The sequence below is a fragment of the Deltaproteobacteria bacterium genome, from assembly GCA_029210625.1.
Lineage (GTDB): Bacteria > Myxococcota > Myxococcia > SLRQ01 > SLRQ01 > JARGFU01.
Genome location: JARGFU010000007.1, coordinates 73294 through 99340, shown reverse-complemented (window position 1 = coordinate 99340; position 26047 = coordinate 73294). Strand labels below are relative to the sequence as shown.

The window sequence follows — 26047 nt, the reverse complement described above, 5'->3', positions numbered from 1 at the left end:
GGGAGGTCGAGACCGGATGATCATCGCCCGGATCATGGGCGGGCCGGGCAACCAGCTCTTCAGCTACGCCGCGGCGCGGGCCCTGGCGCTGCGCGCCGGCACCGAGCTGCTCCTCGACGCCACCACCGGCTACCAGGACGACGGCTTCGGACGCAGCTACCAGCTGGACCTCTTCGACCTCCCGGTGAGGGAGGCCACCGCCTAGGAGCTGGCCCCCTTCGTGACGGGGGCAGCTGGACGAAGACGCGCCGGAGCCTGAACCGCTACCTCCCGCTGCGGCGCTCGCGCGGGTGGCCGAGGCCGTACCCGGCGCGGTCTTCTTCGTCTTCGCCGACGAGCCCGGCCAGCTGGGGCTACCGGGCCGAGGCCGCCGCCGGGTGGCTGCGAATCGACAACGAGCTGGAGGTCCGCGCCTAGGGCCACGAGCACGCCCGAGACCCCGGCCCGACCACTTCGAGCGGCGAAGCCGCGAGCCGGGAAAGGATTCGACTTCGACGCGCGGCGAAGCCGCGAGCTACGAATGGTAGCGGCCGCAGGTCGCTCTCCCCTCGAAGCGAATCCTGGGTGGGAGCGATATCGACAGATTCTTCGAAGAATCTGGCGCTTCTCGCTTCCAAATTGCGCGCGGTACAGGATTCGAACCTGTGACCTTTGGCTCCGGAGGCCAACGCTCTATCCAGCTGAGCTAACCGCGCGAGGGCAGCCTATCTACCCCTCCCGGCCCCCGGGCGCAAGCGTTCCCTTGCCGCCCACCCCACCCCGATGGGAACATCCGGGTCCATGAGCCTCGAACGCCGACTGGAGAAGCTGACCGCCATCCTGGACGTGGCCAAGGCCATGACCGTCGAGCGTGACCTCGACGCCCTCCTGGGCCTCATCCTGAGGGAGGCCAAGAAGACCATCGACGCGGACCGCTGCACCATCTTCGTGCTGGATCCCGACAAGGGCATCCTCTGGTCGCGCATCGCCCAGGGGCTCTCCACCCAGGAGATCCGCCTGCCGGTGGGCCAGGGCATCGGCGGCTGGGTGGCCGAGCACGACGAGGTGCTCAACATCCCCGACGCCTACGAGGACGACCGCTTCAACCGGGCCGTGGACGTCGCCACCGGCTACCAGACCCGCTCCATCCTCTGCGCCCCCATGCGGGGCGCCGCCGGCGAGGTCGTGGGGGTCATCCAGGCCCTCAACCGTGCCGACGGCAACCCCTTCGACGACGAGGACGAGGAGCTGCTCCTGGCCCTGGGCGGGCAGGCCGGCGCCGCCATCCAGAACGCCCTGCTCAACGAGGAGATCGAGCGGCTCTTCGAGGGCTTCGTGAAGGCCTCGGTGGTCGCGATCGAGTCCCGGGATCCGACCACCTCCGGTCACTCCGAGCGGGTGGCCCTGCTGACCTGCGGGCTGGCCGAGGTCGTCGACCGGGCCGACGACGGCCCCTACCAGAAGACCCTCATCTCGGTGGCCGAGATGCGGGAGATCCGCTACGCCTCCCTCCTCCACGACTTCGGCAAGGTCGGCGTGCGCGAGCACGTGCTGGTCAAGGCCAACAAGCTCCAGCCCTACGAGCTCGAGTGCCTCGAGTCGCGCTTCCAGATGGCCCGGATGGGCATCGAGCGCGACCACTTCCGCAAGCTGGCCGCCCTGCGGGAGACCGCCGAGGGTCCGGCGGACGACCTGCCCATGAAGAAGGACCTCCACCGGCAGCTCGCCGAGCTCGAGGACTTCTGGGCCTTCGTCCTGCAGTGCAACCGGCCGACCGTCCTCGAGGAGGGCGGCTTCGAGCGCCTCCAGGAGATCGCCCAGGCCCAGGTCCCCGGCCCGGAGGGGCCCCTCGACCTGCTGACGGCCAAGGATGTCGAGCTGCTCTCGATCCCCCGGGGCTCCCTCTCGGCCGAGGAGCGCTCCGAGATCGAGAGCCACGTCACCCACACCTTCCGCTTCCTCACCAAGATCCCCTGGACCCGCGAGCTCAAGGGCGTGCCGCAGATCGCCTACGCCCACCACGAGAAGCTCGACGGGCGGGGCTACCCCCGCGGCCTGGACGAGAAGCAGATCCCCCTGGGCTCCCGGATGATGACCATCGCGGACATCTACGACGCGCTGACGGCCCAGGACCGGCCCTACAAGAAGGCCATGCCCCACGAGCGAGCGATGGACATCCTGGCCTCCGACGCCAAGCGGGGCCTCCTCGACGAGGAGCTCCTGCGCCTCTTCATCGAGGCCGACGTGGCCAAGCGCTTCTTATCCAGCCACTGATCCGGACGTAGCTCTCGCGGGCGTGGCGGAATGGTAGACGCGGCCGGCTTAAAACCGGCTGGCACTGGTTGCCTTGGGGGTTCGAGTCCCTCCGCCCGCACTGACCGAATCCGGGTGATTGCCGGAATCGGGATCTCGGATCCCGGACCCCCCGGAAGTCCATCCGGCGAGATCTGCCCGGAGAGGCCGATCCGGGCCGATCCGGCGCCTGGCACGGCTGGCACCGGGCCTGGCACCGAGCTTGCTTTACGCAGGCCGCGCGGGGCCTCACCCGAGGTGAACCCAACCGGCCCGAGCAACGAGGCGAGGCCCCGCGTCTACCCCCATCGCCCCCAACACGATCCCGCACCCAGGAGCGTGCAATGATTCCCGCCCCCGACCACCCCAGGTGGAAGGAGCTCGTCACCGGAAAGGTCCAGGGACCCTTCGATGCGATCTCCCTCAACCTGATGCTCAACCGGGTCGTGCGGCTCGCCGAGAAAGACGCCTCGAGCGCGAACCTCGAGAAGCTCGTCGGCGAGTGCCACGCCTTCTTCACCAAGTACGACAAGATCCTCGAGTCCGACCGAGTTCGGATCTTCGGGAGGTGACCATGACGATCCACATGAAGACCGTCGAGGAGGTGAAGAGCCTCCTCGCAGATGGAAAGCGCCTGCTCCTCGCGGGCGACGAGGCCCTCCTCCGAGACCTGCCGAAGGGCGAGTGGATCGGCGGGACCATCCCCTACTTCATCGGCGACGAGGGCGGCGTCCAGACCAAGGATGCCATCTTCGTCGAGGTGCTCACCGACGAAGTCACCGAGATCTCGATCAAGAGCTACCCCGCCGCCGAGCTCGCGAAGATCCCCGCGGACGCCCCCGACAACGGCTTCTCGATCATCGTCCTGCCGGCCTTCAGCGAGGCTCACCTGAGCTACGCGCAGGAGGCGCCGGAGTACCCCGGGCTCTTCATGAAGCCGATCATCGGCTGGATCACCGGCTTCGACCTCGCCGACCTCGGCAAGGTCAGCGCGAAGACCTTCGACGGCAGGACCGGCGAGGCCTTCGAGGACCGGGCCGTGCTCCTCCACGCCGCGCTGCCCGAAGGGCGGCAGGCCAGCATCGGCATCGTGAACCTCTTCGAGCCGGGCGAGGGTCCGGTCCTCACCTTCGCCGAGACCGGCTTCGGTGCGACCACCTGCAAGATCGACGGCGAGGAGCGGAACCTGGCCGAGTGGCTCACCGAGAACGAGATCGACACCCGCCTGCCGCTGGTGGCCGACGTCTTCGGCTCCAAGATCAACACCAGCATCCAGAACGTCGACCCCGAGGCGGGCAAGGTCGACTTCTACGCCCCTGTCTTCGAGGGTACCGAGTACCGCGTCGCGAGGCCCGTCGCCGACTACGTCGGCGACTTCGTCGAGGCCGTCCCCGAGGGAGCTGCGGGAACGGCGTTCAGCTGCAACTGCATCCTGAACTATCTCTACTCCGAGCTCGAGGGAAAGAAGGTCGGGAGCTTCACGGGCCCGATGACCTTCGGTGAGGTGGCCTACCAGCTCCTCAACCAGACCATGGTCTACCTCGAGATCCGCGACGCCGGCTGATCCAGACCGCGCACCGGACCCTCCTTCGGCCCGGGTCGGCTTCGGCTGACCCGGGCCGTCCTTTCTCCAGCCACGGCGGACGCTGACAGGCCGGAGCATCTCCGCTACTCGTCCGGGGCATGAAGACCGGGCGAACTCCCCTCCTTCTGCTCCCCCTCCTCCTCTTCGTCGGCTGTGAGGGCTGCGGCGACGGGCCCGAGACCTTCCCGCTCCACCTGCCGACCGACCGCAGCTTCGAGGTCCGCTGGAGCGACGACGGGCGCATCTCGGTCCTGCGGCCGGGAGCGACCGACGCGAGCGGCGCGATCCTCGAGGGGGCCTTCGCCGAGGTGGAGGTCCTCTTCGAAGGTGATCCCGAGCCCGCCGTCTACCGCAGCACCGAGGGCTATACCCTGGTGGTCTCGGCCCGGCGCCTCGAGGGCACGGGGCCCGGCGAGGACGCCCTCGCCGTCGAGCTCGCCTACACCGGACACCCCGGCGCCCCCGACCTCTTCCTCACCCTGGAGGGCAGCAGCCAGCGCCCCTACCTCACCGCCGGCCTGCGGGTGAGGAACGCCACCGGCGAGGCGCTGGTCGTGACCCGCGCCGTCCCCCTGAAGATCGACGCCGAGGCGGGCGGAGCCCTGCGCCTGGGGGCTCACCCCGCCGACCACCGGATCCTGGAGGCCGGCTCCTACCTGGTCAGCGACTTCTTCGTGGACCTGGTGCCCGGTGACGTCGCCTCCTCCGCCGAGCGGGAGGTCCTCGGGGAGATCCACGGCTGGCAGCGGGGCCACTCGATCAGCAACTGGCACCACGCCATCCGGGATCAGGAGACGGGCCTCACCCTGGTGGCCGGCGCCCTGGACTTCGAGCGCTCCTCGCCGATGTTCAACACCTCCTTCGACGCGGCCCTCGCCACCGAGGCGGGGGGCCGGACGGGCTTCACCTACTGGTCCGGCGAGTTCCCCCTCCTCCCGCAGGGCAAGCGTCTCGAGCCGGAGGAGAGCCTCGAGGGCGGCACGATCTACCTGGCCCCCGCCGAGGTGGACGCCCTGGCGGCCCTCGAGCGCTACGCCGACGCGGTGAAGGCCTGGAACGGCATCACGCTCTTCACCGAGCGCTCCCCGGACCACCGCATCCCCACCGGCTGGAACTCCTGGACCGGCTCGGGCTCCTCCGGGGGCTACGGGGCGACCATCGATCAGGACCTGATGATCGCCAACCTCGACGCCATGGCCGAGGAGTTCGGCGACTTCGGCGGGGAATGGTTCCAGATCGACGACGGCTACGAGCACTTCTACGGGGACTGGGACTGGCGCACGGACCGCTTCCCCGACGGCGCCGCCTGGATGGCCGACCAGATCGAGGCCCGGGGGCTCATCCCCGGCGTCTGGATCGCCCCCTTCCAGCTGGATCAGAGCTCTCAGACCTACCTCGACCACGTCGCCGAGGGCTGGTTCGCGCCGCAGCACCCCCTCTTCGGGGGCGGCATGGCCATCCTCGATCTCTCCCACCCGGCGGTGCAGGACTGGCTGGAGGACCGCTTCCGCCAGATCCGGGCCGACGGCTACCGCTGGCTGAAGACCGACTTCGTCTACTGGGCCCTGGGCGCCACCGACTTCTACGAGGACGACCTCACCCGGGAGGAGGCCTACCGGATGGGCCTCGCCGCCATCCAGCGGGGCCTCGACGCCGGCGCCCTCGAGGCCGGGGGCCAGCCGGGCGACACCTTCTGGCTCTCGGTCTCCATGCTCGGCCCCCACCTCGGCCGGGTCGACTCGCTGCGGATGAACCTCGACACCATGCCAGCCTGGGAGAAGGACCAGGCCAGCCAGACCCGGGCCATGGCCCAGGGCTTCAAGCCCACGGTGCGCACCATCGCCCGGCGCTACTTCCTCCACGACCGGGTCTTCCACTTCAACCACGACATGCTCTTCTTCCGCTCGCACCCGGACCCCGGCGTGCCGCCCATCACCCGGGACGAGGCGCGCGCCCTGCTCACGGCCATGGCCCTCTCGGGGAGCGTCACGAAGCTGGGGGAGAAGATCGTCGAGATGCAGCCGGAGTGGATCGCCGACTACCGCACCGCCATCCCGGTCTTCGGCAAGAGCGCCCGCCCCCTCGATCTCTTCGAGCGCGAGTACCCCGAGGTCTGGCACCTGCCGGTGCGGCCGAGCGAGGGCCTCAACACCGGGGGCGGCGGGCCGGCCTACGACGTCGTCGCCCTCTTCAACTGGGGAACGAACGACGACCTCACCACGAACCCCTACACGCCGATGGCCGACGCCGCGCGCGCGGTGAGGGTGGACCTCGAGGCGCTCGGGCTCCTCGAGGGCCCCTACCTCGCCCGGGACTTCTTCACCGGCGAGGTCTTCCCGGTCGAGGGAGGAGCGCTCGAGCGCACCGTGCAGCCGCACTCGGTGCAGCTCCTCGCCCTGCGCCCGCGGCGCGACTGGCCCACCTATCTGGGGGGCAACCGCCACCTCCTGCAGGGCGCCGTCGAGGTGAAGGACCTGCTCTGGGAGGGCCCGGCCGAGACCCTGACCCTGCGCTACGACGCGGCGCCGGGCAGCGCGGCTGTGCCCTTCGAGCACGCCCTCTACTTCCACCTGCCGCCGGGCTTCGACCTGGCCAGCGTGGCCGTGGTGGGCGCGGACTCCGCGAGCATCCTGCCCGCCACCACGACCCACCCGGGGGTGCCCGGGGAGGTCCTCGAGCTGCGCTTCTCGGTCGATGCCCGCCAGGAGGTCACGATCCTCCTCGAGTTCTAGCGATGGTTCGCGTCGGGGATCCGCTTCGCGCTAGAGTCGGCCCGGTATGGCCTCCACCCGCACCAAGGTGATCGGCACGACCCGCCTCCTCGAGCCCGTGGGCAAGGGAGGGATGGCCGAGGTCTACCGGGGCCTCCAGGAGTCCCTCCAGCGGGAGGTGGCCGTGAAGGTCATGCTCCCGGAGATCACGAAGGACCGGGAGGCCGTGACCCGCTTCCGCCGGGAGGCGCTGGCCCTGGCCGGCCTCCACCAGGAGAACATCGTGGCGATCCACGACCTGGTGGAGAAGAACGGCCAGCTCTTCATGGTGATGGAGTACATCGAGGGCGTGGACGTGGCCGAGCTGCTCGAGCACGGCCCCCTCCCCCTCGACATCGCCCTGATGATCGCCCACGGCGTCGCCCGCGCGCTGGATCACGCCCACTTCCGCCGGGTCATCCACCGGGACGTGAAGCCCTCCAACGTGCTGATCTCCCACGCCGGCGAGGTGAAGCTCACCGACTTCGGCATCGCCAAGGACCTGACCTTCGACGACCTGACCAAGACCGGCCTGGTCGTCGGCACCCCGGCCTACCTCTCCCCCGAGCAGGTCACCGGCAAGCGCCCGGACAACCGCACGGACATCTACTCCCTGGGGGTGGTGCTCTTCCAGTGCCTCACCGGGACCAAGCCCTTCACGGCCCGGAACCATGGCGAGCTCTTCATCGCCATCGCCCGCGGCGACCGGGCCCGGGTGCGGCAGATCGACTCCGACATCCCCCGGGCGGTCGAGAAGATCGTCGAGAAGTGCCTGGCGGTGAAGCCGGAGAAGCGCTACCGCCGCGCCTCGGAGCTGGTCTGGGCCCTCGAGGAGCGCATCGCCGCGCTGGTCCCCGGCAACCCCGCCGCCCGCATGGTCCGCTACCTCCGTGAGCTCGGCCACGTGGGCGACGACGACCTCTCCTTCCTGGCCCTCGACGACGAGTGGTACGAGCGCGAGGACGTCTCGATCTCCCTCGAGCTCTCGGCCAACCGGGGCCTGGACGAGGAGGAGGAAGAGGAGCCCGAGCTCGAGGAGGAGGAGGAGGAGGAAGAGGAGGAGGAGGAGGAGATCGCGCTCGAGGCGCAGGCCGAGGACGAGGAGGACCTGGCCGAGGCCAGCGCCCTGCTGCAGGTCTCGGTGCAGCTCGAGACCCTGCGCTCCCGCATGCGGCGCGTGGTGCGCCTGGGGGTGCTGCTCCTGATCCTGGGCGCGGTCTCGCTGGCCGCGGGCTTCAACTTCGCCCCGGAGCGGACCTCGGCGGCCCTGAAGGCCGTGGGCCACTGGGTGGACGACCTCGCCACCTGGGTGGCGAGCGAGGCCTCCGAGGGCGGCGACGCGCCTACTTGACCTTGCGCAGGCCGCCGAGCCCGTCGAGTCCCTTCTGCACGGCGTCCAGGAAGGCCTGGCGGCCCGGCCCCTTGCGGATGTCGGTCTCCGAGACGTCGAACTTCACCACCGGCAGGCCGTACTTCTCCTTACAGACCATGGGGAAGGAGAGGTAGTAGCCGGAGAGGCCCTGGAGGAAGTCCTCGGGGATGCCCTGCTCCTCCTTGCGGCCGCGGGTCTTGATGCGATCGAGGAGCCCGGTGGGCGTCACGCCCTGGAGCATGATCACGAGGTCCGGCTTGTGGAGGGAGCGGCTCAGGCGGTCGAAGTACTCGAAGTAGAGATCGAGCTCGTCGCCGGTCATGTAGCCGAGGCCGTGGAGGTACTTGGCGAAGATCTCCGGATCCTCGTAGAGGGTGCGGTCCTGCACGCAGGACTTCGGCACCGTGGCGATCAGCTCGTGGTGCTCCACCCGCCGGATCAGGAACTCCAGCTGGAGGGTGAAGGACCACCGCTTCATGTCGGCGTAGTAGTGACGCAGGAAGCGGTTGTCGATCACCGGCTCGTCGAAGAGCTCGTAGCCCAGCTCTCGCGAGAGGATCTTGGCGGCGGTGGTCTTGCCGGTCCCGATGTTCCCGGCGAGGGCGATGAAGCGCTTGGGTGTGGTCATGGCATCGCGACGGACTCACTCACGATCCGGGTGAGTTCCTGGGTGTTGTTCTGGAAGGTGAAGCTGCGCAGATCGAGGGCCGCAGCGTTGGGGTTCAGGCCCAGGTACCAGCCGGAGAAGAGCCAGCGGTTGACCTGGTTGAAGCCCGGCACGAGGTAGCCACCGTCGAAGCCCCGCGGGGCGCTCGCCGGCAGGGTCGGCAGGGAGAAGCCACGGCTGCCCGAGGGCAGGCGGTGACCCGGATCGGTGTAGACGATCCAGAAGGGCTCGTAGCGCCGGGCGTAGTCGCCGAGGGCCGAGACCCGCCGCAGCACCGACTTGCTGTAGTGGTGATCCGGGGTCGTGCCGGCGATGTCGCTCCAGCTGAAGGTGCGCCCGACCGCCGCGCCGGCCGGATAGAGGAAGAAGTCGGAGAAGACGCGGGGGCTGGTGGCGTTGAGGGTCGTCCGATCCATCACGATGGAGGTCGCCGCGCCGTCGGTGGAGAGCCCCACCCCGAGGTCGCTCTTGCCGGCGAAGGTGGAGAGGCCGTCGGAGGTGGCCACCATCGTCGTGAGGTCGGTGGCGTTCTGCTGGACCTTGAAGCCCTCGAGGAAGAGCCGCCCGGTGCCGTTGGCCCCGTCGAGGTCGGCCAGGGCCAGGGCGTAGAGGGTGCCCAGGGGCGCGCCCTGGATGTCCACCGGCATGGTCTCGGTCACCGTCTCGGTCAGCGGGATGGTGAGGTTGGTCTGATTCGAGGCGGCGGAGACCCCGGTGATCATCCCGGCCGCGGAGGGGGTCATCAGCGCCAGGAGCTCCTCGGCGGTGCCGGTGCCCCCGATGAGGCCCAGGAGGCTGAAGATGTCGCCGTCGGCCCGCACGCCCACCAGGTCCACCTGCCCGCCGCTGGGGTGATCGATGTACCAGGGGTGACCGCCGGCGAGCTGACAGGCGCCGAGCTCGACCTGATCCGGCACGTGGATGTTCCCGGGGATGGGGAAGGTCTGGCCGTCGGCCCGGCAGAAGCCCAGAGAGCTGATGGTGAGGTTCCGGACGTCCGAGAGCAGCCGGTTCAGATCGAAGGCCGCGACGAAGTCCAGGTCCAGCACCGGCATGATCATCGCGGTCTGCACCACGCCGTCGTTGTCCAGCGGGTAGCTGGCGCCGGTGACGTTGCCTCCGAGGGAGACCCGCGTCGGATAGGGCGGCAGCTGGGGCAGAGAGAGGATGACGTCGCCGGCGTCGATGCCCACCAGGGAGACGTAGGCGCGGTTCGCCGCGCCGGCGCTGACGATGCTCACCGCCTCCATCCCGATCGTGCCGTGATCGACGAAGGTGGCGAAGCCGTTGGCGTCGGTGAGGGCCGTGTTGCCCAGGGTCCCGGCGGCGCCGGCGAGGGTGTCCTCGAAGCTGCCATGGAAGGCCGCGGCGTCGACCGCCTCGCCGAGCATCACGAAGGCGCCGGCCAGGGGCGCGCCGTCCTCCTCGGCGACGACCTTCACCCGCAGGTTGGTCTGCCGCAGCGCGCAGCCGCCGGTCGCGGTGGCGCCGGCGTCGATGACGGGGTCGACGATGTCGAGGGTGACCGGCCGCAGCGGGGCGCTGGCGCCGCAGGTGGCGGAGCTGGCCGTGAGGGTGACCTGGACGGCGCCGGTCGCCGCGAGGGGCTCGGCCTCGCGGAAGTAGGTGCCCGGGGCGCTGCTCGACTCGGTGACCGGCCCCAGCCAGGTGAGGTCGGCGCTGTCGATGGTCACGGTGGCGCCGGTCACGGGCGTGCCGCCGGCGTCCCGCAGCTGCGTCCAGATCACGGTGCGGGCTCCGGAGCCGCCCGTCAGGCAGGTCGCCGTGGCCCCGGTGGCCGAGAGGCTGCACCCGCAGTCGCCGGTGGAGAGGTCGGTCTCGCAGCCGTCTCCGGTGGGATCGTCGAGGTCGAGGTTGCAGTCGGCGAAGCCCCCGTTGCAGCCCCGGCTGCAGAGGGAGTTGCTGCAGGTGGCGGTGGCCTCGGCGCCGGAGACCGTGCAGGGCCGGTTGCAGCCGCCGCAGTGGTTCATGTCCACGCCGGTGTCGGTCTCGCAGCCGGCCTGGGCCAGATCGCAGTCGGCGTAGCCCGGATCGCAGTCCAGCCCGCAGGTGCCGGTGGTCGGCTCGACGCAGATCCCGCTGGCGTTGGGCTCGTCGTTGCAGGTCACCGCGCAGCTACCGCAGGCCGCCGCCGAGGTCAGCGGCTCGCACCCGTTGGTGGGGTCGCCGTCGCAGTTCTGCGAGCCCACGTCGCAGCTCACCCCGCAGGTGCCGGTGGCGGGATCGGCGCAGGTGGCCACCCCGTTGAGGATGGTCGGGAGGTTGCAGTCGGTGGCGCAGTCGCCGCAGCGGGCGGCGGTGTCGATCCGCACCTCGCAGCCGTCCACCGCCGGATCGCAGTCCCCCCAGCCGGCGGCGCAGTCGTAGCCGCAGGTGGAGGTGGAGGGGTCGACACAGGCGCCGGTGGCGTTGGCGCCGTCGGGGCAGGTGGTGCCGCAGTCGCCGCAGGTCGCCGCGCTCGTCAGGTCGGCCTCGCAGCCGTCCACCGCCGGGTTGCAGTCGTCGAAGCCCGCAGCGCAGGTCGTCCCGCACTGGCCGCCGGCGCAGGTGGCCTCCTCGTTGAGGCCCGCGGGGCAGGCGTTGTCGCAGCGGCCGCAGTGGAGGGGGTCGGTGTCGGTGTCGACGGGCTGCCCGTTGCAGGTCGGGCCGACGACCTCGAAGGTGACGGTTGCCGTCTGCCCGAGGACCTGGCCTCCGGCGCTGGCGGTGATCACCGCGTCCCCCACCTCGGTGGAGGCGACGCTGCCCACGGCCACGCCCGAGGCGTCCGAGGCGGCGGCCGGATCGCTCACCGTGTCACCGGCCCGGTCGGAGGCCAGGGTCACGCTCACGCCCGCCACCGGGTTGCCCTCGGCGTCGAGGAGGGTGACGGTCACCTCCGAAGTGCTGGTGCCGTCCGCGGGGACCGGCGAGGTCGCCACCACGGTCGAGCGCGTGGGATCGACGGCGGTGGAGCCACCGTCGTTGTCACCCTCTCCCTTGCCGCAGTTGCAGCCGGAGACGGCCAGCAGGACGAGCATCGGCCACAGAACGAAATGGGTCTTCATGAGTCTCCCCTCCTGGGGCAGGCGCAATATCACATGCGGCCCGGGCTCAAAGGCCCCTGGCGGCCCGGATCCGGTCGTAGGCCCCCTTGATCTCGGCGAAGCGCTTGCCGGCCATGGCGACCGCGTCGGTGCCCAGGTGGGTCACCTTGTCCGGGTGGTGCTTGGCGGCCAGGGTGCGGAAGGCCCGCTTGAGGTCATCGTCGCCGCAGCCCTCGGGGAGCCCCAGGAGGGCGTAGTCCTCGTCGAGGCCGGGGACCGAGAAGTAGATCGAGCGGATCGTGTGGTGGTCGGCCTCGGAGAGGTCGAGGGCCACCACGATCTGGTTGATCATCTTCTGCTGGGCCGGGTTGGGCTCCCCCCGGTCGCAGACCATCTCGTAGAGGGCCTGGACGAAGAGCATCCGGTCGGCGCCGGTGGAGGCCGCCTTGTAGGTCCGGGCGGCGGCCTCGACGTCCACCGGGTCCCGCAGCGCCTTCTTGAGCAGCAGCCGGACGAACTCCAGATCCTTCCCGGAGATGTGGAGCCGGTCGGAGAAGAAGCTCCGGATGGTGCGGACCTCCTCCCGGCGCACGTTGCCGTCGGCCTGGGCCACGGCGGCGAAGAGGGCCACCAGGTGGGTGGTGAACTGCAGCCGCGCCTCGCGGTCGCTCGCGCTCTCCCCGGCGGGCAGCGGCGCGCGCTGCTGCCGCTCCTGACGCTCCTGACGCAGCAGCTCGTCCACGTCCTCGGGCTTGGTGAAGTGATCGAGGGCGTGGCCGACGGCCAGGCCGACCAGCGCGCCCACCGGCCCCCCCACGGCCATCCCGACCGCGGCCCCGGTGACCTTGCCCCCGATCCAGAGCTTCATCGCCTGGCCCTCGCGGTCTTCCCCTAGCGGCTCGCCAGCTGGGCGCCCTGCTGGACCAGCTTGGGGGTGTGGGCGGCGAAGCGCACCTCTCTCACCCGCTGGTGACCCTCGGCGCCGGGCACGACGGGCACCTCACCCAGCCGGGCCAGGCGGTCCTTGGGGGAGGGGTGGGTCTCGCCGAAGCCCTTCTGACCGTTGGCCTCGAGCCAGCTGCCGAGGCGATCGACGATCCGGGGCAGCGCCGAGGGGTCGTAGCCCGCCTCCTCCAGGATGCTGGCGGCCCGGGCGTCGGCGGCGAACTCGTAGTCGGCGTCGTAGCCCTTGGTGAGCTTCGCCGAGATGGCGCCGGTGAACTTGTCGAAGGCCTGGGTCAGCTCGCTCAGATCCACCCCCATCGAGGTCCCGAGGGCCTCGGCGCCCCGCCCGATCCGCTTGAGCAGGGGGGCCTCGGCCTTGTCGATGGCCGAGAGGCCGTGGGCCAGGGTCACGTGGGAGAGCTCGTGGGCCAGCACCGCGGCGAGCTCGTCCTCGTTCTCGGCCAGGGAGAGCATCCCCGAGGTGACCACGACGAAGCCGCCGGGGGTGGCGTAGGCGTTGGGGGCGTCGCCCGGCACCACCGCCACCCGCAGGGCGGTGGGGATCCGCTCGGGGGGCAGGGCGTCGAGGTGCGATCGCTCGGCGGCCGGCACCAGGGCGTTGGCGATGGCCTGCAGGTAGTGGAGGTCGGCGCTGCCGGTGGCCTCGCGGCCCTTGCCCTTCACGGCCACGACCCGGTTCTCGAAGCGCTCGGCCAGGATCTGCGCGCAGACGGTCCGGCCCAGGTAGTACTCCTGCTCCGGGGTGAGCTCGGTGGCCGCCGGGTGGTCCAGGCCCTTCTTCAGGGCCGGCAGGTGCTTCTGCAGGGCCGCGTCGAGGTGCTTGGTCGCCGAGGTGATCCGCTGGCCGACGCGGCGGATGTCCTGCGCGCTGTTGATCCTCAGGTTCCGCTCGGCCTGCTGGATGTTGTTGCGGATCTGCGACCCCATGGTGCCGCAGGGAGACGCCCCCAGGAGGAAGACCATCGTGAAGGCGGCCAGGGCGAGGTGGATCGGGTGAGGCCTTCTCATCGCGCCACCTCCGCCTCGAGGCGCAGGCCGCCTTCCTCGGCGTGCCGGGTGACCAGCTCGGGCCCGGGGCCGCTGGCCTCGATGGCGTCCACCAGGGTGTAGTCCAGCTCGGGGTGCGCCTTGCGGCTCTCCTGCTCGACGTCCTGCGAGAAGCCGCGGGCGGCCAGCTGCACCGAGCCGCGGTGGACCTTGTCGGCGCCGGCGGAGCTCCCCGCGCGCAGCTGCCGATCCCCGTGGGTCACCGCCTGGAGGGGGATGAAGCCCTCGGCGCCGTCCTCGGTGCGGACCTTCAGCCAGCCGCCGTCGGCCTGGCTGTCGTCGACGAGGGTCAGCTTCGTGCCCAGCCCCAGCACCTTCACCGGCTTGCCGAAGCGGGAGGTGCGGGGCATCAGGTGCGCCTTCACCTCGTGGACGAAGAAGGCCGAGGAGCCGGCGTCGCTGCCGGCCCCGAGGAGCAGCCCCGAGAAGAGCAGCAGGGCCACGAATCGCTTGGAGAAGCTCATCCCGGCATTGTAGCAACAACGCCCCGCGGCGGCGTGCGTGAGATCACTTCGTGGTCATCACGTAGACGCCGTCCCAGTCCGCCGGGGGCGGGGCGGCCGCGTAGGCCGCGCAGCGCTCGAGGTAGAGCTTCGCCGGAGCGTCCCCGGGGCGCAGGGTGAGGACCTCCTCGAAGTGCGCCCGGGCGGCGGAGAAGTCGGCCTCCCGGAAGGCGGCGAGCCCGGACTCGAAGCTATCGCGCCAGCGCAGATCACCGTTGACCTCGCCGGCGGGCACCAGCGGCTCGTAGACCCGCACCGGCTTCGCCTTGCCCTTCACCCGCAGGATGTCGAGCTCCCGGAACTCGAAGCCCGCCTTCGCCTCCTCGTAGGTCGCCTCGCCGACCATCAGCTCGGTGCCGTAGGCCTTGTTGGCGCCCTCGAGCCGCGCGGCGAGGTTCACGACGTCGCCCAGGAGGGTGACGTTCATCTTCTGGGCCGAGCCCATGTTGCCGACGACCGCGATCCCGGAGTTGATCCCCGCCCGGGCCTTGAGCACCACGCCGTAGCGCTCCTCCCAGACCGGTCGCAGCTCGGCCATCCGGCTGCGCATCGCCGCCGCGCAGCGCACGGCCCGCAGGGGGTGGTCGGGCTGGGTCTCCCGCCAGCCCCAGAAGGCCATGATCGCGTCGCCGATGTACTTGTCGACCACGCCCTCGTGCTCGAGGATCACGTCGGTCATCGCCGTTAGGTAGTCGGAGAGCAGCGCGGAGAGCTGCTCGGGCTCGAGGTTCTCCGAGAAGGAGGTGAAGCCCTCGAGGTCGGAGAAGTAGACGCTCACGTCGTCGCGCCGGGCGTCGAGGGCCTTCACCCCGCCGGTGGCGACCAGGTTGGCGACCAGGTCGCTGGTGTAGATGCCCAGGGCCTGGTGGATGGCCCGGCGGTCCCGGTACTCGACGTACTCCAGCACCCCCAGGGCCGTGATCAGGGCGCCGCCGGCGGTGAGGATGGGGAGGGCCACCGGCACCCAGAAGTCGAAGGAGCCGAAGAGGTAGACCGCCACCACCAGCAGGGGGCCGATGACCACCGCGATGGCGACGCCGGCCATCACCCCCCGGGTCGCCAGGCGCAGGATCGAGCCCAGGGCGCCTTCGATCCGGGCCAGGGGCCGCGGCTCGGTGGCGAAGGCCCCCAGGAGCGCGGCGAAGATCCCCATGAGCAGGGTCGAGAGGGCCATCAGCCAGCCCGGCGCGCGGCGCACCCAGCACCCGGCGATGAGGGCATCGACCATGGCGGCGTTGAGGTCCGAGCCGTTGTGGCTCTGGGAGAGGGAGGAGGGCCGGCGGTCCATCAGGGAGACCGCGCTCCCGCTCATGATCACGATGCGATCCGCGAAGCGCGCCGGGTCGAGCTCGGCCTGGTCGAGCTCCTGCCCCTCCTGCTGGAGGATCGCGGCCCGCAGCACCTTCCAGGCGGGCACGTCGTCGTAGGGATCGACGCCGTGCAGCCGCACCCGCACCCGGTCCTCGGCGTCCACCGGGACCTTCTGATCCCCCACCACCAGCTTCCCCTTCCCCAGCTGCACCGGCACGTGGCCCTTCTGGGCGGCCAGGTAGATGGCGAGGGGGAAGGAGGGGTAGACCCCGCTCTCGAGGCGGGCGGTGAGCTGCATCCGGCGCAGGATGCCGTCGGAGTCGGGGAGCTGCTCGGCGATGCCGAAGCCGGCGGCGGCCAGGAGGAAGGGCGCCTGGGGCAGGGTGTCCACGCCGGTCTCGGCCTCGCCCGAGGGGGCCGAGAGGCGGAAGCGGCGGAGGAACTCGGCGTCGCCGACGTGCTCGGCGGCCTCCGGCACCTCGCCGGCCCGGTCCTTCACCACTTCGGCGAGCCAGGCCGACAGCGCCGCCCGGTCGACCCGGGTCGCCGTCTCGGGGCGCTTCTCCAGCAGCGGGAGGACCGCCGTGCCCCAGGCCGTGACCGCCGCCCGGGCCTCCTCGTCGGAGTCGAAGCCGCCGACCCAGAGCCGGTAGCCCTCGCCCTCGGCCTGCAGGTAGGCCTGGCGCGCCAGGGCGGTGAGGCGGCCGGCGCCCTCGAGGGCGGCGTCCCAGTCGGGATAGGCGGCCAGCCGGATCCCGTGGCCCCGGGCGGGGATCGGCGCCCGCTCGCCCGCGTTGTGGCCGCCGGCGAGGACCGCCTGCCCGGCCTCGCGCAGGTGCTCGGTGAAGGCCGCGGTGTCCGACCAGCCGAAGTGCCCCACCCGGTCCTGATCGAAGAGGATGTCGAAGGCGACGACGCGGGCGCCCCAGCTGCGCAGGGTGGAGAGCAGGATGCCGTGGTACTCCCGGGGCCAGGGCCACTCCTCGCCCATCTCCCGCTCCACCCAGCCCAGGCTCTCCTCGTCGAAGTGCACCAGGACGATCCGATCGCTGGCCCGGGTCTCGTCGGCGGTGGCCCGCATCAGCGCGTCGTAGGCCATCTCGTCGAAGCTGGTGGGCACCAGCTCGAGGAAGGAGAGCGCGAGCACGAAGAGCCCCACGAAGAGGCCGCTGCTCGCGGCCGCCAGCCGCCGCCTGGATCGAATCTTCAATGCCATGCCCGGGCTACTGGATTAGCCCAGATCGACCGCGACTTCGAGCTTCCCCTTCGCCTGGAGGGCGACGAGGTAGCCGGTGAAGCGCTCGGCGTGGGCGGCGGGCAGCAGGTGGGTGTAGCCCGTGTCCGCCTCCCGGGACTCCAGCTCCAGGACCGGGCCGCGCAGCATCAGCCGGAAGCGGGGCCAGCCCAGGATCGGATCGGTGAGGGGCAGGTGGCGGCGGATGGGGAGGAGCGTCGCCTCGCTGCCGTGGGCGATCGCGTCCTCGTCGTCGGCGCTCCCCTCCCGCAGGGCCGAGAGATCGATCCCCGCCCCCGCCGCGGCCAGGGCCGAGGGCTGACCGAGGTGGTCGACGGCGTCGTCGAGGAGGAAGTCGTAGGTGAGGGGGGGCTTGCCGGTGAGCAGGGCGCAGAGGAGCACCGCCTCGTCCCCCCGCGGGGTGGGCAGGTGCACCACCGAGCGCTCCTTCCCGATCGCGGCCACCTCCAGCCGCAGGTGCGGCCGGAAGTGCTCGAGCCAGCGCTCCACCCGGGCGGTCACCTCGGCGGACGCCGCCTCGATCGCCGCCTCCAGGCGCCCGGTCTCCTCCCTCGCCCAGGCCTCGAAGGCCTCCCGGCCCTGCTGCAGCTCCGCCCGGAAGTCCTCGGCGGGGACCGGCAGGGAGGCGGCGGCCTCCCCCTCCCCCGCCCCGGCCAGGAAGGCCTTCGCGGCCTCGAGGGCGCCCTGCACGTGGTGGGACTTGCGGCCCAGCGCCGCCTCGCGCGCCTCCCTCTCCAGCAGGAAGGCGGCGTGGTGGGTCCGCGCCGCGGTGAGCTCGGCGTAGGCGAGGCGCAGGTCGTCGCCCTCCCGGCGCTCGAGGGCCCCGCCGGTCTTCAGCTCCAGGTCGCTCATCTCGCCATGCCTCGCGCCGGGCTCCTCTCGAACCACCTCCGGGTCATCGTCACCGATTATAGTCGGCGTCCATGCGCATCGGGGTAGATACGGGGGGCACCTTCACCGACCTGATCGCGGTCGGCGAGGACGGCGCCCTCTTCCGGGCGAAGATCCCCTCGACCCCCGACGATCCGGCCCGGGCCGTGCTCGAGGCCCTCGAGCGGGTGCGCCGCGAGGCGGGGCGGTCGCCGGAGGGAGTCGCCCACGGCTCCACCGTCGCCACCAACGCGCTGCTCGAGCGGCGCGGCGCCCGGGTGGTGCTGCTGACCACCGAGGGCTTCGAGGACGTCCTCGAGATCCGCCGGCAGAGCCGCCCCGAGCTCCACGCCCTGGAGCCGGCCCTCCCCCCGCCCCTGGTCCCGGCCGGGCGGCGGCTGGGCCTCCCCGAGCGGCTGGGACCCCACGGCGAGGTGCTGCGAGCGCTGACCCTGGACGAGGACGAGGCCGCGCAGCTGCGCGATCGCCTCCGCAGCCTGGGCGCCGAGGCCGTGGCGGTGGTCCTCCTCCACGCCTACGCCAACGGCGAGCACGAGGCGCGCGTCGCCGAGGCCCTCGCCGGCCTGGACCTGCCCCTCACCCTCTCCCACCGGCTCTCGCCCGAGATCCGCGAGTACGAGCGCAGCTCGACCTGCGTCGCCAACGCCTTCGTCGCCCCCACCTGCCAGCGCTACCTGGCGCGGGTCGACGAGGCGCTGGCCGCGGCGTCCGACGCCGGGGCGCTCGCGCCCACCCGGTTGACGGTGCTGCGCTCGGATGGGGGCGTCCGCGCCTCGGCCTCCGCCCGGGTGGCGCCGGTGCACACGGCCCTCTCCGGGCCCGCCGGCGGCGTCACCGGCGCGGCGCGGGTCGCCCGGCAGGCGGGCCTCTCCCGGGTGCTCACCCTCGACATGGGCGGCACCTCCACCGACGTCTGCGTGGTGGTCGAGGGCACGCCCCTGCGCCGGGATCAGATCGAGATCGGCGAGCTGCCCCTGCGCATTCCCGCCCTCGACATCTACACCGTCGGGGCCGGCGGCGGCTCCCTGGCCTGGATCGACGGCGGCGGCGCGCTGCGGGTGGGTCCCCGCTCCGCCGGCGCCGACCCCGGCCCGGCGGCCTACGGCCGGGGCGGCGAGGAGCCCACCCTCACCGACGCCCACCTGGTGCTGGGCCGCCTACCCCCCGACCTCCTCCTGGGCGGCGAGCTGCCCCTCGACCTCGAGGCGGCCCGCCGCGCGGTGGCCGGCCTGGGCGCCCGCCTCGGCCTGGACGCCGAGGCCTGCGCCGCCGGGATCGTGCGGGTGGCCGGCGCGGTGATGGCCCGGGCCCTGCGCCGGGTGAGCCTCGAGCGCGGACACGATCCCCGGGACTTCGTCCTGATGCCCTTCGGCGGCGCCGGGGGCCTCCACGCCGCCGAGCTCGCCGAGCTCCTCGAGATCCCCGAGGTGGTGGTCCCGCCCGAGCCCGGCCTCCTCTGCGCCTACGGCGCCCTCGCCGCGCGCCGCCGGGATCTGCGCCGGCGCACCCTCCAGCTCCCCCTGCCCGCCGAGCGGGGCCCCGCGGACGCTCCCCTCGCCGGGCAGCTCGCCAGCGCCTACGCCGAGCTCGAGGCCCGGGCCCGCGCGGCCCTCGCCGCCGAGGGCGAGGCGCACCCCGAGCTCGAGGCCACCGCCGAGCTGCGCTACCGGGGCCAGAGCGCCACCCTCGAGGTGCCCGTCGAGCCCGCCAGCGCGACCCTCGTCGCCGACGCGGCCGCCGCCTTCGCCCGCCGGCACGCCGAGGCCTTCGGCTTCACCCTCCCCCGCCCCCTGGAGTGGGTCACCGCCCGGGTCGAGGCGCGGGGCCGGGCCCCGGAGGTGCCGGCGCCGCTCGTCTCCGCGGGCAGCGCCCGGACGATCAGCGGTGGCGCGGGGGTCACCGCCCGGCGCGAGGAGCTCGGCCCGGGCAGCCTCGTCGAGGGCCCGGCCGCGATCGTCGAGCGCACCGGCACCACCTGGGTGCCCGCCGGCTTCCGGGCGCGGGTCGACGCGCTGGGGCTCCTGCGCCTGGGGAGGAGGCCATGAGCGACCGGCCCACCCCGGGGGAGCGCCTCGACGATCCGGTGGAGCTGACCGTCTGGCGGCACCTCCTCTCGGCGCTGACCGAGGAGATGGGGGTCGTCCTCGGCCGGGCCGCCTTCTCCCCCAACATCAAGGAGCGGCGGGACTTCTCCTGCGCCCTCTTCGAGCCCGGCGGGGAGATGGTGGCCCACGCCGCGCACATCCCCGTGCACCTCGGGGCCACCCCCCTCTCGGTCGCCGCGGCCCGCGCGGCCCTCGACCTGGGCCCCGGGGACGTCGCCATCCTCAACGATCCCTTCGCCGGCGGGACGCACCTGCCCGACCTCACCAGCGTGGAGGCCGTCTTCGACGAGCGCGGCGAGCGGCTGCTGGGGCTGGTCGCGGTGCGGGCCCACCACGCGGACGTGGGCGGCGAGCGGCCGGGCTCGATGCCCCTCACCGATCACATCGACGCCGAGGGGGTGCGGCTGCCCCCGACCCTGGTGCAGCGGGCCGGCGCGCCGGTGGGCGCGGCGATCGAGGCCTTCGCCAACGCCTCCCGGGATCCCGCCGAGCGCCGCGGGGACCTCGAGGCGCAGCTCGCCGCCAGCCGCGCCGGGGCCGCCCGCCTGCGCTCCCTGGCGGACCGCTTCGGCGAGGCGCGGCTCGACGCCGCCCTGCAGGGCCTGGTCGCCCACGCCGGCCGCGCGATGCGGGCGACCCTGCGGGCCCTGCCCGACGGACGCTTCGAGGCGCGGGACTGGCTCGACGACGACGGCCGCGGCCACGGCCCGCTCGAGCTGCACCTCGCCCTCACCCTCGAGGGCGAGCGCGCCACCCTCGACTTCCGGGGCAGCGCCGACGCCTGTGAGGGTCCCCTGAACGCGGTGCGGGCCATCGTGGTCAGCGCCACCCTCTATGCCCTGCGCCTCCTCACCGACGACGACGTGCCCGACTCCAGCGGCCTGCTCGAGCCGGTGGAGATCCTGACCCGCCCGGGCTCGATCCTCGACGCGCGCCACCCCTCCCCGGTGGCCGGCGGCAACGTGGAGACCAGCCAGCGGGTGGTCGATCTGATCCTGGCGGCGCTCGCCGGCGCCCTGCCCGGGGAGATCCCGGCCCAGAGCCAGGGCACGATGAACAACGTCCTGATGGGCGGCAGCCGCCCCCACCCCTGGGCCTACTACGAGACCCTCGGCGGCGGCGCGGGCGCCGGCCCCGGACGGGCGGGCGCCTCGGCGGTGCACAGCCACATGACCAACACCCTCAACACGCCGATCGAGGTGATCGAGCACACCACCCCCCTGCGGGTGCTGGCCTATCGCCTGCGCCGGGGCAGCGGCGGCGCGGGCGCGCGCCCCGGGGGCGAGGGGCTCGTGCGCGGCTACCTGGCCCTCGAGCCCACCGAGGTGACCCTGGTGGGCGAGCGGCGCGAGCGCGCCCCGGCGGGCGCGGCCGGTGGCGGGGCGGGGCTCCCGGGCGCCGAGCGGATCGTGCGCGCGGGGGGCCGGAAGGAGGCGCTGCCGGCCAAGTGCGAGGTGCGCCTCGAGCCGGGCGACGCCCTGTGGATCGAGACGCCGGGCGGAGGAGGGCACGGGGTGCCGGAGCCATGATCCTCCTTTGCTTCGTGGACGGCGTCGGGGTCGGCGAGCGCGATCCGGCGCGGAACCCGCTGGCGCGCACGCCCACGCTCCTCTCTCACTTCCTCGACGGCAGCCACTCCCGGCCGCTCCCGCCCGAGGCTCGCTTCCGCGCCATCGACGCGAACCTCGGCCTACCGGGCCGGCCCCAGAGCGCCACCGGCCAGGCCAGCCTCCTCACGGGGCAGAACGCCGGCGCCTTCATGGGCAGCCACGTCACCGGCTTCCCGGGCCCGAAGCTGCGCGCCTTCGTCGAGCAGCACGGCCTGCTCGCCCGCCTCTCCCGGCGGGGGCGCTCGGTCGCCTTCCTCAACGCCTACCACACGCAGTACCTGAACGCGGTGGGCTTCCCCCAGCCTCCGCCCCGCCGTCCCGAGCCGCCGCTGACGATCCCGCGGCTCTACCGCCACCCCTCGGTGACGACGGTGGCGACCCACGCCGCGGGGATCCTCTTTCGCACCTTCGATGACGTCCTCGAGGGGAGGGCGGTCTTCCACGACGTCACCCTGGCGGGGCCCCGCGGCCGGGGCTTCGACCTGCCGGCCGTGGAGCCGATCGCGGCCGGCCGGATCCTCGCCGCCGAGCGCGAACACCTCGACCTGGGGCTCTTCGAGTTCTTCCTCACCGACAAGGCCGGCCACGACCAGGACTTCGAGGCCGCCGAGGACGCCCTCCTGCGCCTGGAGGGCCTGCTGCAGGGCGCCCTCGAGGGCCTCGACCTCTCCCGGGACACCCTCGTGGTCACCAGTGATCACGGAAACCTGGAGGATCTCTCGGTGAGGACCCACACCCGCAACCCCATCCCCCTCCTCGCGGTGGGGGCCCGGGCGGGCGCCTTCCTGGCCGTCTCGGCCCTGCCGGAGGTGGCCGGCGTGGTGGAGCGGTCGATCCTTGACACTCTCTGAAAAGCCCTGCTACCCATCGCTCCTTCCAATTGATCCAACCCCCTTGTCCTACAGGGGTTTTTCCGGAGGCTGTGGATGTCGAGCCCCCAGCGCGAGGTCGAGCCGGTGTCTGACGACGAGAAGATTGCTGACGGCGGGACCAACGGCAGCAGCGGTGCACAGCTGCCCGACGAGGCTTTCGTCGAGGGCTTCCAGCGGACCGCTCCGGTCACGCGCGAGTCCTTCGGCAAGGCCTCCATCCAGATCATCATCGCCACCGGGCTCTTCATGGGCGCGCTCTACTTCTACTGGAACCACGTCCAGGTCCAGGAGCAGGTGCGCGATCTCGCGTCGCAGGCCAAGGACGCGATGATGCGGGACAACCCCGCCGATCTGGCCAAGGCCCAGACGCTGCTCGACGAGGCCCTCGGCCTCGACTCGGGCCACAAGTACGTCGTGGCCACCAAGGCCCTGATCAACGCCCGCCTCTACCAGGAGTACGGGATCGAGAGCGCCAAGGCCGTCGCCAACGACTTCTCCGGGCAGGCCGAGAAGAAGGACGTCCAGAAGCAGGAGCGCTACGGCGCCAAGGGCATCCTCATGGTCGCCGAGGGCAAGTACGCCGAGGCCGAGACCTACCTGGTCGACATCGTCAACCAGGGCGGCCGCGGCGCCTCGATCTTCGAGGGCCTCGGGCTGGCGCAGCGCTACCAGGGCAAGCTGGGCGACGCGCGCAAGAGCCTGCGGGCGGCGGCCGAGAGCGAGTGGCGCAACCCGCGCTACAACGCCTACACCGCCGAGATCTACCTGCAGGACAACGAGCTCACGAACGCCAAGAGCTTCGTGAAGAAGACCCTGGACGCGAACCCCAACCACATCCTGGGCCTGCTCCTCGAGTCGCGGGTCAACATCGCCCGCGACGACGACGTCAAGAAGGCCAAGGACAACCTCGACGACGTCCTCGCCCGCCCCGAGGGCGAGCTGAACCCCTACCTGCTGGCCTACGCCAAGGCGACCCTGGCCGAGTTCCACATCTACAACCGCGAGTACCAGAAGGCCGTGACCGCGGCCGAGGAGGCCCTCGCGGCGGCGCCGAAGCTGCCGGTGGCCCACTTCGCCAAGGGCGTGGCCCTGGCCAACATGGGCAACGCCACCGCCCTGCCGGCCCTCCAGACCGCCTACGAGAACTACCCCTACGCTCCTCGCGCCTATCACCTCGCCGCGCTCGCGCTCCTCGAGCAGAACCGCGCCGAGGAGGCCCTCCAGATCATGGAGCTCTGGGGCAAGAACGTCGCGAAGTCCGCCAACTACCACGTCGCCTACGGCAACATCCTCCTGAAGAAGGGTGACGAGCACATCGAGGAGGCGACGAAGCACTTCCAGGACGCCATCAAGGCGGACCCGGAGGCGCGCGAGGCCTACCTGCGGATCGGCATGATCCATCAGAAGGCCGCCCGGGGCATGAAGGACGAGGAGGAGCGGAAGAAGGAGTACGACAAGGCGATCGACGCCTACAACACCGCCGTCGGCATCAAGGAGCAGTACGCCGAGGTCTACGAGGCGATGGGCTGGCTCTACTCCGAGCAGGGTCACTTCAACGAGGCGCTGCCCCTCTTCGCCAAGGCGCTCACCTTCTTCAAGAACGACCGGGTGGAGCGGGACAAGCTCAACAAGATCCGGGAGGACGTGGGCGAAGCGCTGAAGAAGGACAAGAAGTTCAAGCGCTACTACCAGCCCTGGATGGACGAGTCGAAGGCGCTCATCCGGTAGCCCCGGCGACGCACATCGACTCGCTCTGCTCTCGAGCCGCCGCAGTCCGCCGGTGGCGGCTCGATTGGCTTCGAGCTATGAGCTGCGAGTGGGTAGACTCGGGGGATGTCGGTCCGCACGCTGGTTCTGCTGGTCCTGGGCTCCTGCCTCGTCGCGGCGGGGCTCTTCCTCTTCTCCTCGGACGAGCCCAAGACGCCGGAGGAGGCGATCTCGGCGGTGCTCGACGAGATGGTGCAGGCGACGCGGGAGCAGGACCTGGGCGGGATCATGGAGCACGTCTCCGAGTCCTTCAAAGGGCGAGGCATGACCCGGGACCAGCTCAAGGGGATGCTCTTCGTGCAGCTGCGCCAGGGCCGCTGGACCCAGGTGCTCCTCACCGAGCGGCAGATCACCCTGGAGAGCTCGACCCAGGCCGACGTGCAGACGAAGGCCCTGCTCGCCCGCGGCGAGACGATCGTCCCCGCGAGCGCCGACAGCATCGAGCTCGACTTCGGCTTCACCCTCGAGGGTGAGGACTGGAAGCTCGTGCGCGCCGACTGGCGGCACTAGACCTCTTCCTCGCCCAGGGCGGTGAGGATCAGCTCCACCGACCGCTCCACCCCCAGCGTGCCGGTGTTCAGGATGAGGTCGTAGGCTCGGGGATCGTTGATCGCGCGGCCGTAGGTCTGCCGGAGGAACCCCTCCCGGCGGGTGTCGTCCGCGAGGATCTTGGCCTTGGCTTCGGCGCTCGAGAGCTTCTCCTCCTCGGCGACCCGCGCGACGCGCTCCTCCAGCGTGGCGACCAGCCGCACCCGCAGGCCGCCGGTGCCGGCGAGGACGAAGTTCGCGCCACGCCCGAGGAGGACCACCGAGCCCTCCCGGCCCAGGGCCCAGATCACCTGCATCAGGTCGTTGACCAGGATGGAGCGGCTCGGCTCCCGGGGCATCAGGAAGCGGGAGAAGAACTCCTCGAGCTTGCCCACCGCTCGCTCGTCGAGGCGGGCGAGCAGTCGCTCGCGGGTGTGCTCGGTCCGGGCGATCACGTCGAGGAGCTCGCGATCGAAGACCCGCCAGCCGAGGCGCTCACCCACCGCCCGGCCGATCGCCTCGCCCTGCACCCCCATCCCCATCGAGACGGTCAACCAGTGCCCCTCTTCGGGGGCGGCCTGGGCAGCGCGCTCTCCGGCCTTCTCGGACTGGACTCGCTTCTGGACATCCAACAGCGCCACGTGGCGGTCGATCAGATGATCGAGATGACCGGGACCTCTGCGGATCATCGTGCGCCTCCTTTTCGCGAGGGGCCCGGAGCCCCTCGCTCCATGCCATCAACCTAGGCACTTGCGGGTGGCTGACAGCGACGCCTTCCTCTGGTACGCGCCTCCCATGCCGCACCGCCTCACCCTCCCCCTCCTCGCCCTCCTCCTGCTGCCCGCCCTCGCCCGGGCGGACGGCGCCCCGGTCGAGCCCCAGCGCCGGCTGGAGGAGGGGCTGACCATCCGCCTCGAGCCGGGCTACTCCGCCTGGACCCTGGACGGTCCCCGGATCGCGGATCAGGTGCCGGTCTTCGAGCGCCCCTTCGTCGATCCCCTCCTGGTGCAGCAGACCGAGAACAGCCTCGGGCTCGGCCTGGGCATCGGCTACAACATCCGGGGCCACGCCAGCATCCTGCTGCAGCTGCGCGGCCACGGCTGGGACCTCGGCAGCTCCCAGCGGGGCGGCGCCGGCCTGGCCACCCTCGAGCTGGGCTGGCACCCGGCGGCCCTCCTGGAGGCGCTGGAGGTGCTCTCCCCCACCGCCCGCCGCTGGTGGGACGCGTCGATCCACCTGGGCGCCGGCTACGGCGTGATCGGCGAGGATCGGGCGATGGACGGGCTGGTCCTGGCCTTCGGCCTGCGGGCCGAGGCCTTCGCCACCGACTGGCTCTCCCTGGGCGCCGGAATCACCTGGGTGCCTCTGAAGTTGTCCCGCTATGTCACCGACTGGAGCGGCGGGATCGATCACCCCTTGCCGGAGGGCTCGGGCGGGCACGTCCTCTTCCCCTCCCTCACCCTCGGCGTGCACGCCCCCGTCGGGAAGTAAGCGTGGAGG

20 protein-coding genes and 2 tRNA genes are annotated in these 26047 nt (G+C 71.9%); 13 read left to right on the top strand and 9 right to left on the bottom strand.

Annotation, left to right across the window (positions count from 1 at the left end; translation table 11 throughout):
- The first annotated feature begins 16 nt into the window (after positions 1-16).
- The gene (locus P1V51_08320) at positions 17-205 is read left to right on the top strand and encodes a hypothetical protein (protein MDF1563033.1); all 189 of its coding nucleotides are present in this window, start codon (positions 17-19) and stop codon (positions 203-205) included.
- 416 nt (positions 206-621) lie between these two features.
- Here P1V51_08320 and P1V51_08315 read toward each other — a convergent pair.
- A tRNA-Arg gene (locus tag P1V51_08315) sits at positions 622-695 on the bottom strand.
- An 85-nt stretch (positions 696-780) separates the two neighbouring features.
- On the opposite strand from P1V51_08315, the gene P1V51_08310 reads away from it, so the two are divergent.
- The 6 genes from P1V51_08310 (at position 781) to P1V51_08285 (ending at position 7957) form a co-directional block, all read left to right on the top strand.
- Entirely contained in the window at positions 781-2253 is a 1473-nt protein-coding gene (locus tag P1V51_08310) for a GAF domain-containing protein (GenBank protein MDF1563032.1), read from the top strand.
- Between the two features lie 16 nt (positions 2254-2269).
- Positions 2270-2353 (top strand) — tRNA-Leu (locus P1V51_08305).
- Between the two features lie 262 nt (positions 2354-2615).
- Positions 2616-2843 carry a hypothetical protein gene (locus P1V51_08300; GenBank protein ID MDF1563031.1) on the top strand — a complete coding sequence of 76 codons (228 nt, stop codon included), beginning with the start codon at positions 2616-2618 and terminating at the stop codon, positions 2841-2843.
- A gap of 2 nt (positions 2844-2845) precedes the next feature.
- The gene (locus P1V51_08295; GenBank protein MDF1563030.1) at positions 2846-3835 is read left to right on the top strand and encodes a hypothetical protein; all 990 of its coding nucleotides are present in this window, start codon (positions 2846-2848) and stop codon (positions 3833-3835) included.
- A gap of 119 nt (positions 3836-3954) precedes the next feature.
- On the top strand, positions 3955-6588 hold the full coding sequence (locus tag P1V51_08290; protein ID MDF1563029.1) for an alpha-galactosidase: 2634 nt from the start codon (positions 3955-3957) through the stop codon (positions 6586-6588).
- 46 nt (positions 6589-6634) lie between these two features.
- On the top strand, positions 6635-7957 hold the full coding sequence (locus P1V51_08285) for a serine/threonine-protein kinase (GenBank protein ID MDF1563028.1): 1323 nt from the start codon (positions 6635-6637) through the stop codon (positions 7955-7957).
- Here P1V51_08285 and P1V51_08280 read toward each other — a convergent pair.
- The 7 genes from P1V51_08280 to P1V51_08250 are packed head-to-tail and all read right to left on the bottom strand — an operon-like array spanning position 7950 to position 17626.
- Positions 7950-8606, bottom strand: a complete 657-nt coding sequence (locus P1V51_08280) for a deoxynucleoside kinase (protein MDF1563027.1) — start codon at positions 8604-8606, stop codon at positions 7950-7952. The two genes, P1V51_08285 and P1V51_08280, sit on opposite strands and share 8 nt — an antisense overlap.
- Positions 8603-11713, bottom strand: coding sequence for an invasin domain 3-containing protein (locus P1V51_08275; GenBank protein ID MDF1563026.1), 3111 nt, complete (start codon positions 11711-11713; stop codon positions 8603-8605). Before P1V51_08275 ends, P1V51_08280 begins: the two co-directional genes overlap by 4 nt.
- Positions 11714-11759: 46 nt before the next feature.
- The gene (locus P1V51_08270; protein ID MDF1563025.1) at positions 11760-12560 is read right to left on the bottom strand and encodes a TerB family tellurite resistance protein; all 801 of its coding nucleotides are present in this window, start codon (positions 12558-12560) and stop codon (positions 11760-11762) included.
- Between the two features lie 23 nt (positions 12561-12583).
- A complete protein-coding gene (locus P1V51_08265) occupies positions 12584-13666 on the bottom strand; it encodes a M48 family metallopeptidase (GenBank protein MDF1563024.1) in 1083 nt (360 codons plus the stop codon).
- Positions 13663-14169 carry an SH3 domain-containing protein gene (locus tag P1V51_08260; GenBank protein MDF1563023.1) on the bottom strand — a complete coding sequence of 169 codons (507 nt, stop codon included), beginning with the start codon at positions 14167-14169 and terminating at the stop codon, positions 13663-13665. Before P1V51_08260 ends, P1V51_08265 begins: the two co-directional genes overlap by 4 nt.
- Before the next feature lie 43 nt (positions 14170-14212).
- Positions 14213-16735: a CHASE2 domain-containing protein gene (locus P1V51_08255; GenBank protein ID MDF1563022.1), complete on the bottom strand. Its 2523-nt coding sequence runs from the start codon at positions 16733-16735 to the stop codon at positions 14213-14215.
- A gap of 15 nt (positions 16736-16750) precedes the next feature.
- Positions 16751-17626 (bottom strand): hypothetical protein, encoded by an 876-nt coding sequence (locus tag P1V51_08250; protein MDF1563021.1) that lies wholly within the window; start codon positions 17624-17626, stop codon positions 16751-16753.
- Positions 17627-17697: 71 nt separating this feature from the next.
- On the opposite strand from P1V51_08250, the gene P1V51_08245 reads away from it, so the two are divergent.
- From P1V51_08245 to P1V51_08225, 5 genes are all read left to right on the top strand, one after another.
- Entirely contained in the window at positions 17698-19710 is a 2013-nt protein-coding gene (locus P1V51_08245; protein ID MDF1563020.1) for a hydantoinase/oxoprolinase family protein, read from the top strand.
- Positions 19707-21299 (top strand): hydantoinase B/oxoprolinase family protein, encoded by a 1593-nt coding sequence (locus P1V51_08240; GenBank protein MDF1563019.1) that lies wholly within the window; start codon positions 19707-19709, stop codon positions 21297-21299. Before P1V51_08245 ends, P1V51_08240 begins: the two co-directional genes overlap by 4 nt.
- Positions 21296-22231 carry a peptidase gene (locus P1V51_08235; protein MDF1563018.1) on the top strand — a complete coding sequence of 312 codons (936 nt, stop codon included), beginning with the start codon at positions 21296-21298 and terminating at the stop codon, positions 22229-22231. The genes P1V51_08240 and P1V51_08235 overlap by 4 nt, the downstream gene beginning before the upstream one ends.
- Positions 22232-22306: 75 nt before the next feature.
- Positions 22307-23980, top strand: coding sequence for a tetratricopeptide repeat protein (locus tag P1V51_08230; GenBank protein ID MDF1563017.1), 1674 nt, complete (start codon positions 22307-22309; stop codon positions 23978-23980).
- Between the two features lie 105 nt (positions 23981-24085).
- Complete coding sequence (locus tag P1V51_08225) at positions 24086-24529, top strand: hypothetical protein (protein MDF1563016.1); 444 nt, start codon at positions 24086-24088, stop codon at positions 24527-24529.
- On the opposite strand, the gene P1V51_08220 is transcribed toward P1V51_08225, so the two are convergent.
- The gene (locus P1V51_08220) at positions 24526-25236 is read right to left on the bottom strand and encodes a cytidylate kinase-like family protein (protein MDF1563015.1); all 711 of its coding nucleotides are present in this window, start codon (positions 25234-25236) and stop codon (positions 24526-24528) included. The genes P1V51_08225 and P1V51_08220 overlap by 4 nt on opposite strands.
- A 67-nt stretch (positions 25237-25303) precedes the next feature.
- Here P1V51_08220 and P1V51_08215 point away from each other — a divergent pair, with 67 nt between their 5' ends.
- On the top strand, positions 25304-26038 hold the full coding sequence (locus tag P1V51_08215) for a hypothetical protein (protein MDF1563014.1): 735 nt from the start codon (positions 25304-25306) through the stop codon (positions 26036-26038).
- The last annotated feature ends 9 nt before the right edge of the window (positions 26039-26047 follow it).

Excerpts from the sequence above, each read along its gene's own strand:
- P1V51_08300 (MDF1563031.1), top strand. The coding sequence starts at position 2,616 with ATGATTCCCGCCCCCGACCACCCCAGGTGGAAGGAGCTCGTCACCGGA.
- P1V51_08240 (MDF1563019.1), top strand. The coding sequence starts at position 19,707 with ATGAGCGACCGGCCCACCCCGGGGGAGCGCCTCGACGATCCGGTGGAG.
- P1V51_08275 (MDF1563026.1), bottom strand. The coding sequence starts at position 11,713 with ATGAAGACCCATTTCGTTCTGTGGCCGATGCTCGTCCTGCTGGCCGTC.
- P1V51_08285 (MDF1563028.1), top strand. The coding sequence starts at position 6,635 with ATGGCCTCCACCCGCACCAAGGTGATCGGCACGACCCGCCTCCTCGAG.
- P1V51_08290 (MDF1563029.1), top strand. The coding sequence starts at position 3,955 with ATGAAGACCGGGCGAACTCCCCTCCTTCTGCTCCCCCTCCTCCTCTTC.
- P1V51_08295 (MDF1563030.1), top strand. The coding sequence starts at position 2,846 with ATGACGATCCACATGAAGACCGTCGAGGAGGTGAAGAGCCTCCTCGCA.
- P1V51_08235 (MDF1563018.1), top strand. The coding sequence starts at position 21,296 with ATGATCCTCCTTTGCTTCGTGGACGGCGTCGGGGTCGGCGAGCGCGAT.
- P1V51_08230 (MDF1563017.1), top strand. The coding sequence starts at position 22,307 with ATGTCGAGCCCCCAGCGCGAGGTCGAGCCGGTGTCTGACGACGAGAAG.
- P1V51_08320 (MDF1563033.1), top strand. The coding sequence starts at position 17 with ATGATCATCGCCCGGATCATGGGCGGGCCGGGCAACCAGCTCTTCAGC.
- P1V51_08245 (MDF1563020.1), top strand. The coding sequence starts at position 17,698 with ATGCGCATCGGGGTAGATACGGGGGGCACCTTCACCGACCTGATCGCG.
- P1V51_08250 (MDF1563021.1), bottom strand. The coding sequence starts at position 17,626 with ATGAGCGACCTGGAGCTGAAGACCGGCGGGGCCCTCGAGCGCCGGGAG.
- P1V51_08255 (MDF1563022.1), bottom strand. The coding sequence starts at position 16,735 with ATGGCATTGAAGATTCGATCCAGGCGGCGGCTGGCGGCCGCGAGCAGC.
- P1V51_08225 (MDF1563016.1), top strand. The coding sequence starts at position 24,086 with ATGTCGGTCCGCACGCTGGTTCTGCTGGTCCTGGGCTCCTGCCTCGTC.
- P1V51_08220 (MDF1563015.1), bottom strand. The coding sequence starts at position 25,236 with ATGATCCGCAGAGGTCCCGGTCATCTCGATCATCTGATCGACCGCCAC.
- P1V51_08265 (MDF1563024.1), bottom strand. The coding sequence starts at position 13,666 with ATGAGAAGGCCTCACCCGATCCACCTCGCCCTGGCCGCCTTCACGATG.
- P1V51_08260 (MDF1563023.1), bottom strand. The coding sequence starts at position 14,169 with ATGAGCTTCTCCAAGCGATTCGTGGCCCTGCTGCTCTTCTCGGGGCTG.
- P1V51_08310 (MDF1563032.1), top strand. The coding sequence starts at position 781 with ATGAGCCTCGAACGCCGACTGGAGAAGCTGACCGCCATCCTGGACGTG.
- P1V51_08270 (MDF1563025.1), bottom strand. The coding sequence starts at position 12,560 with ATGAAGCTCTGGATCGGGGGCAAGGTCACCGGGGCCGCGGTCGGGATG.
- P1V51_08280 (MDF1563027.1), bottom strand. The coding sequence starts at position 8,606 with ATGACCACACCCAAGCGCTTCATCGCCCTCGCCGGGAACATCGGGACC.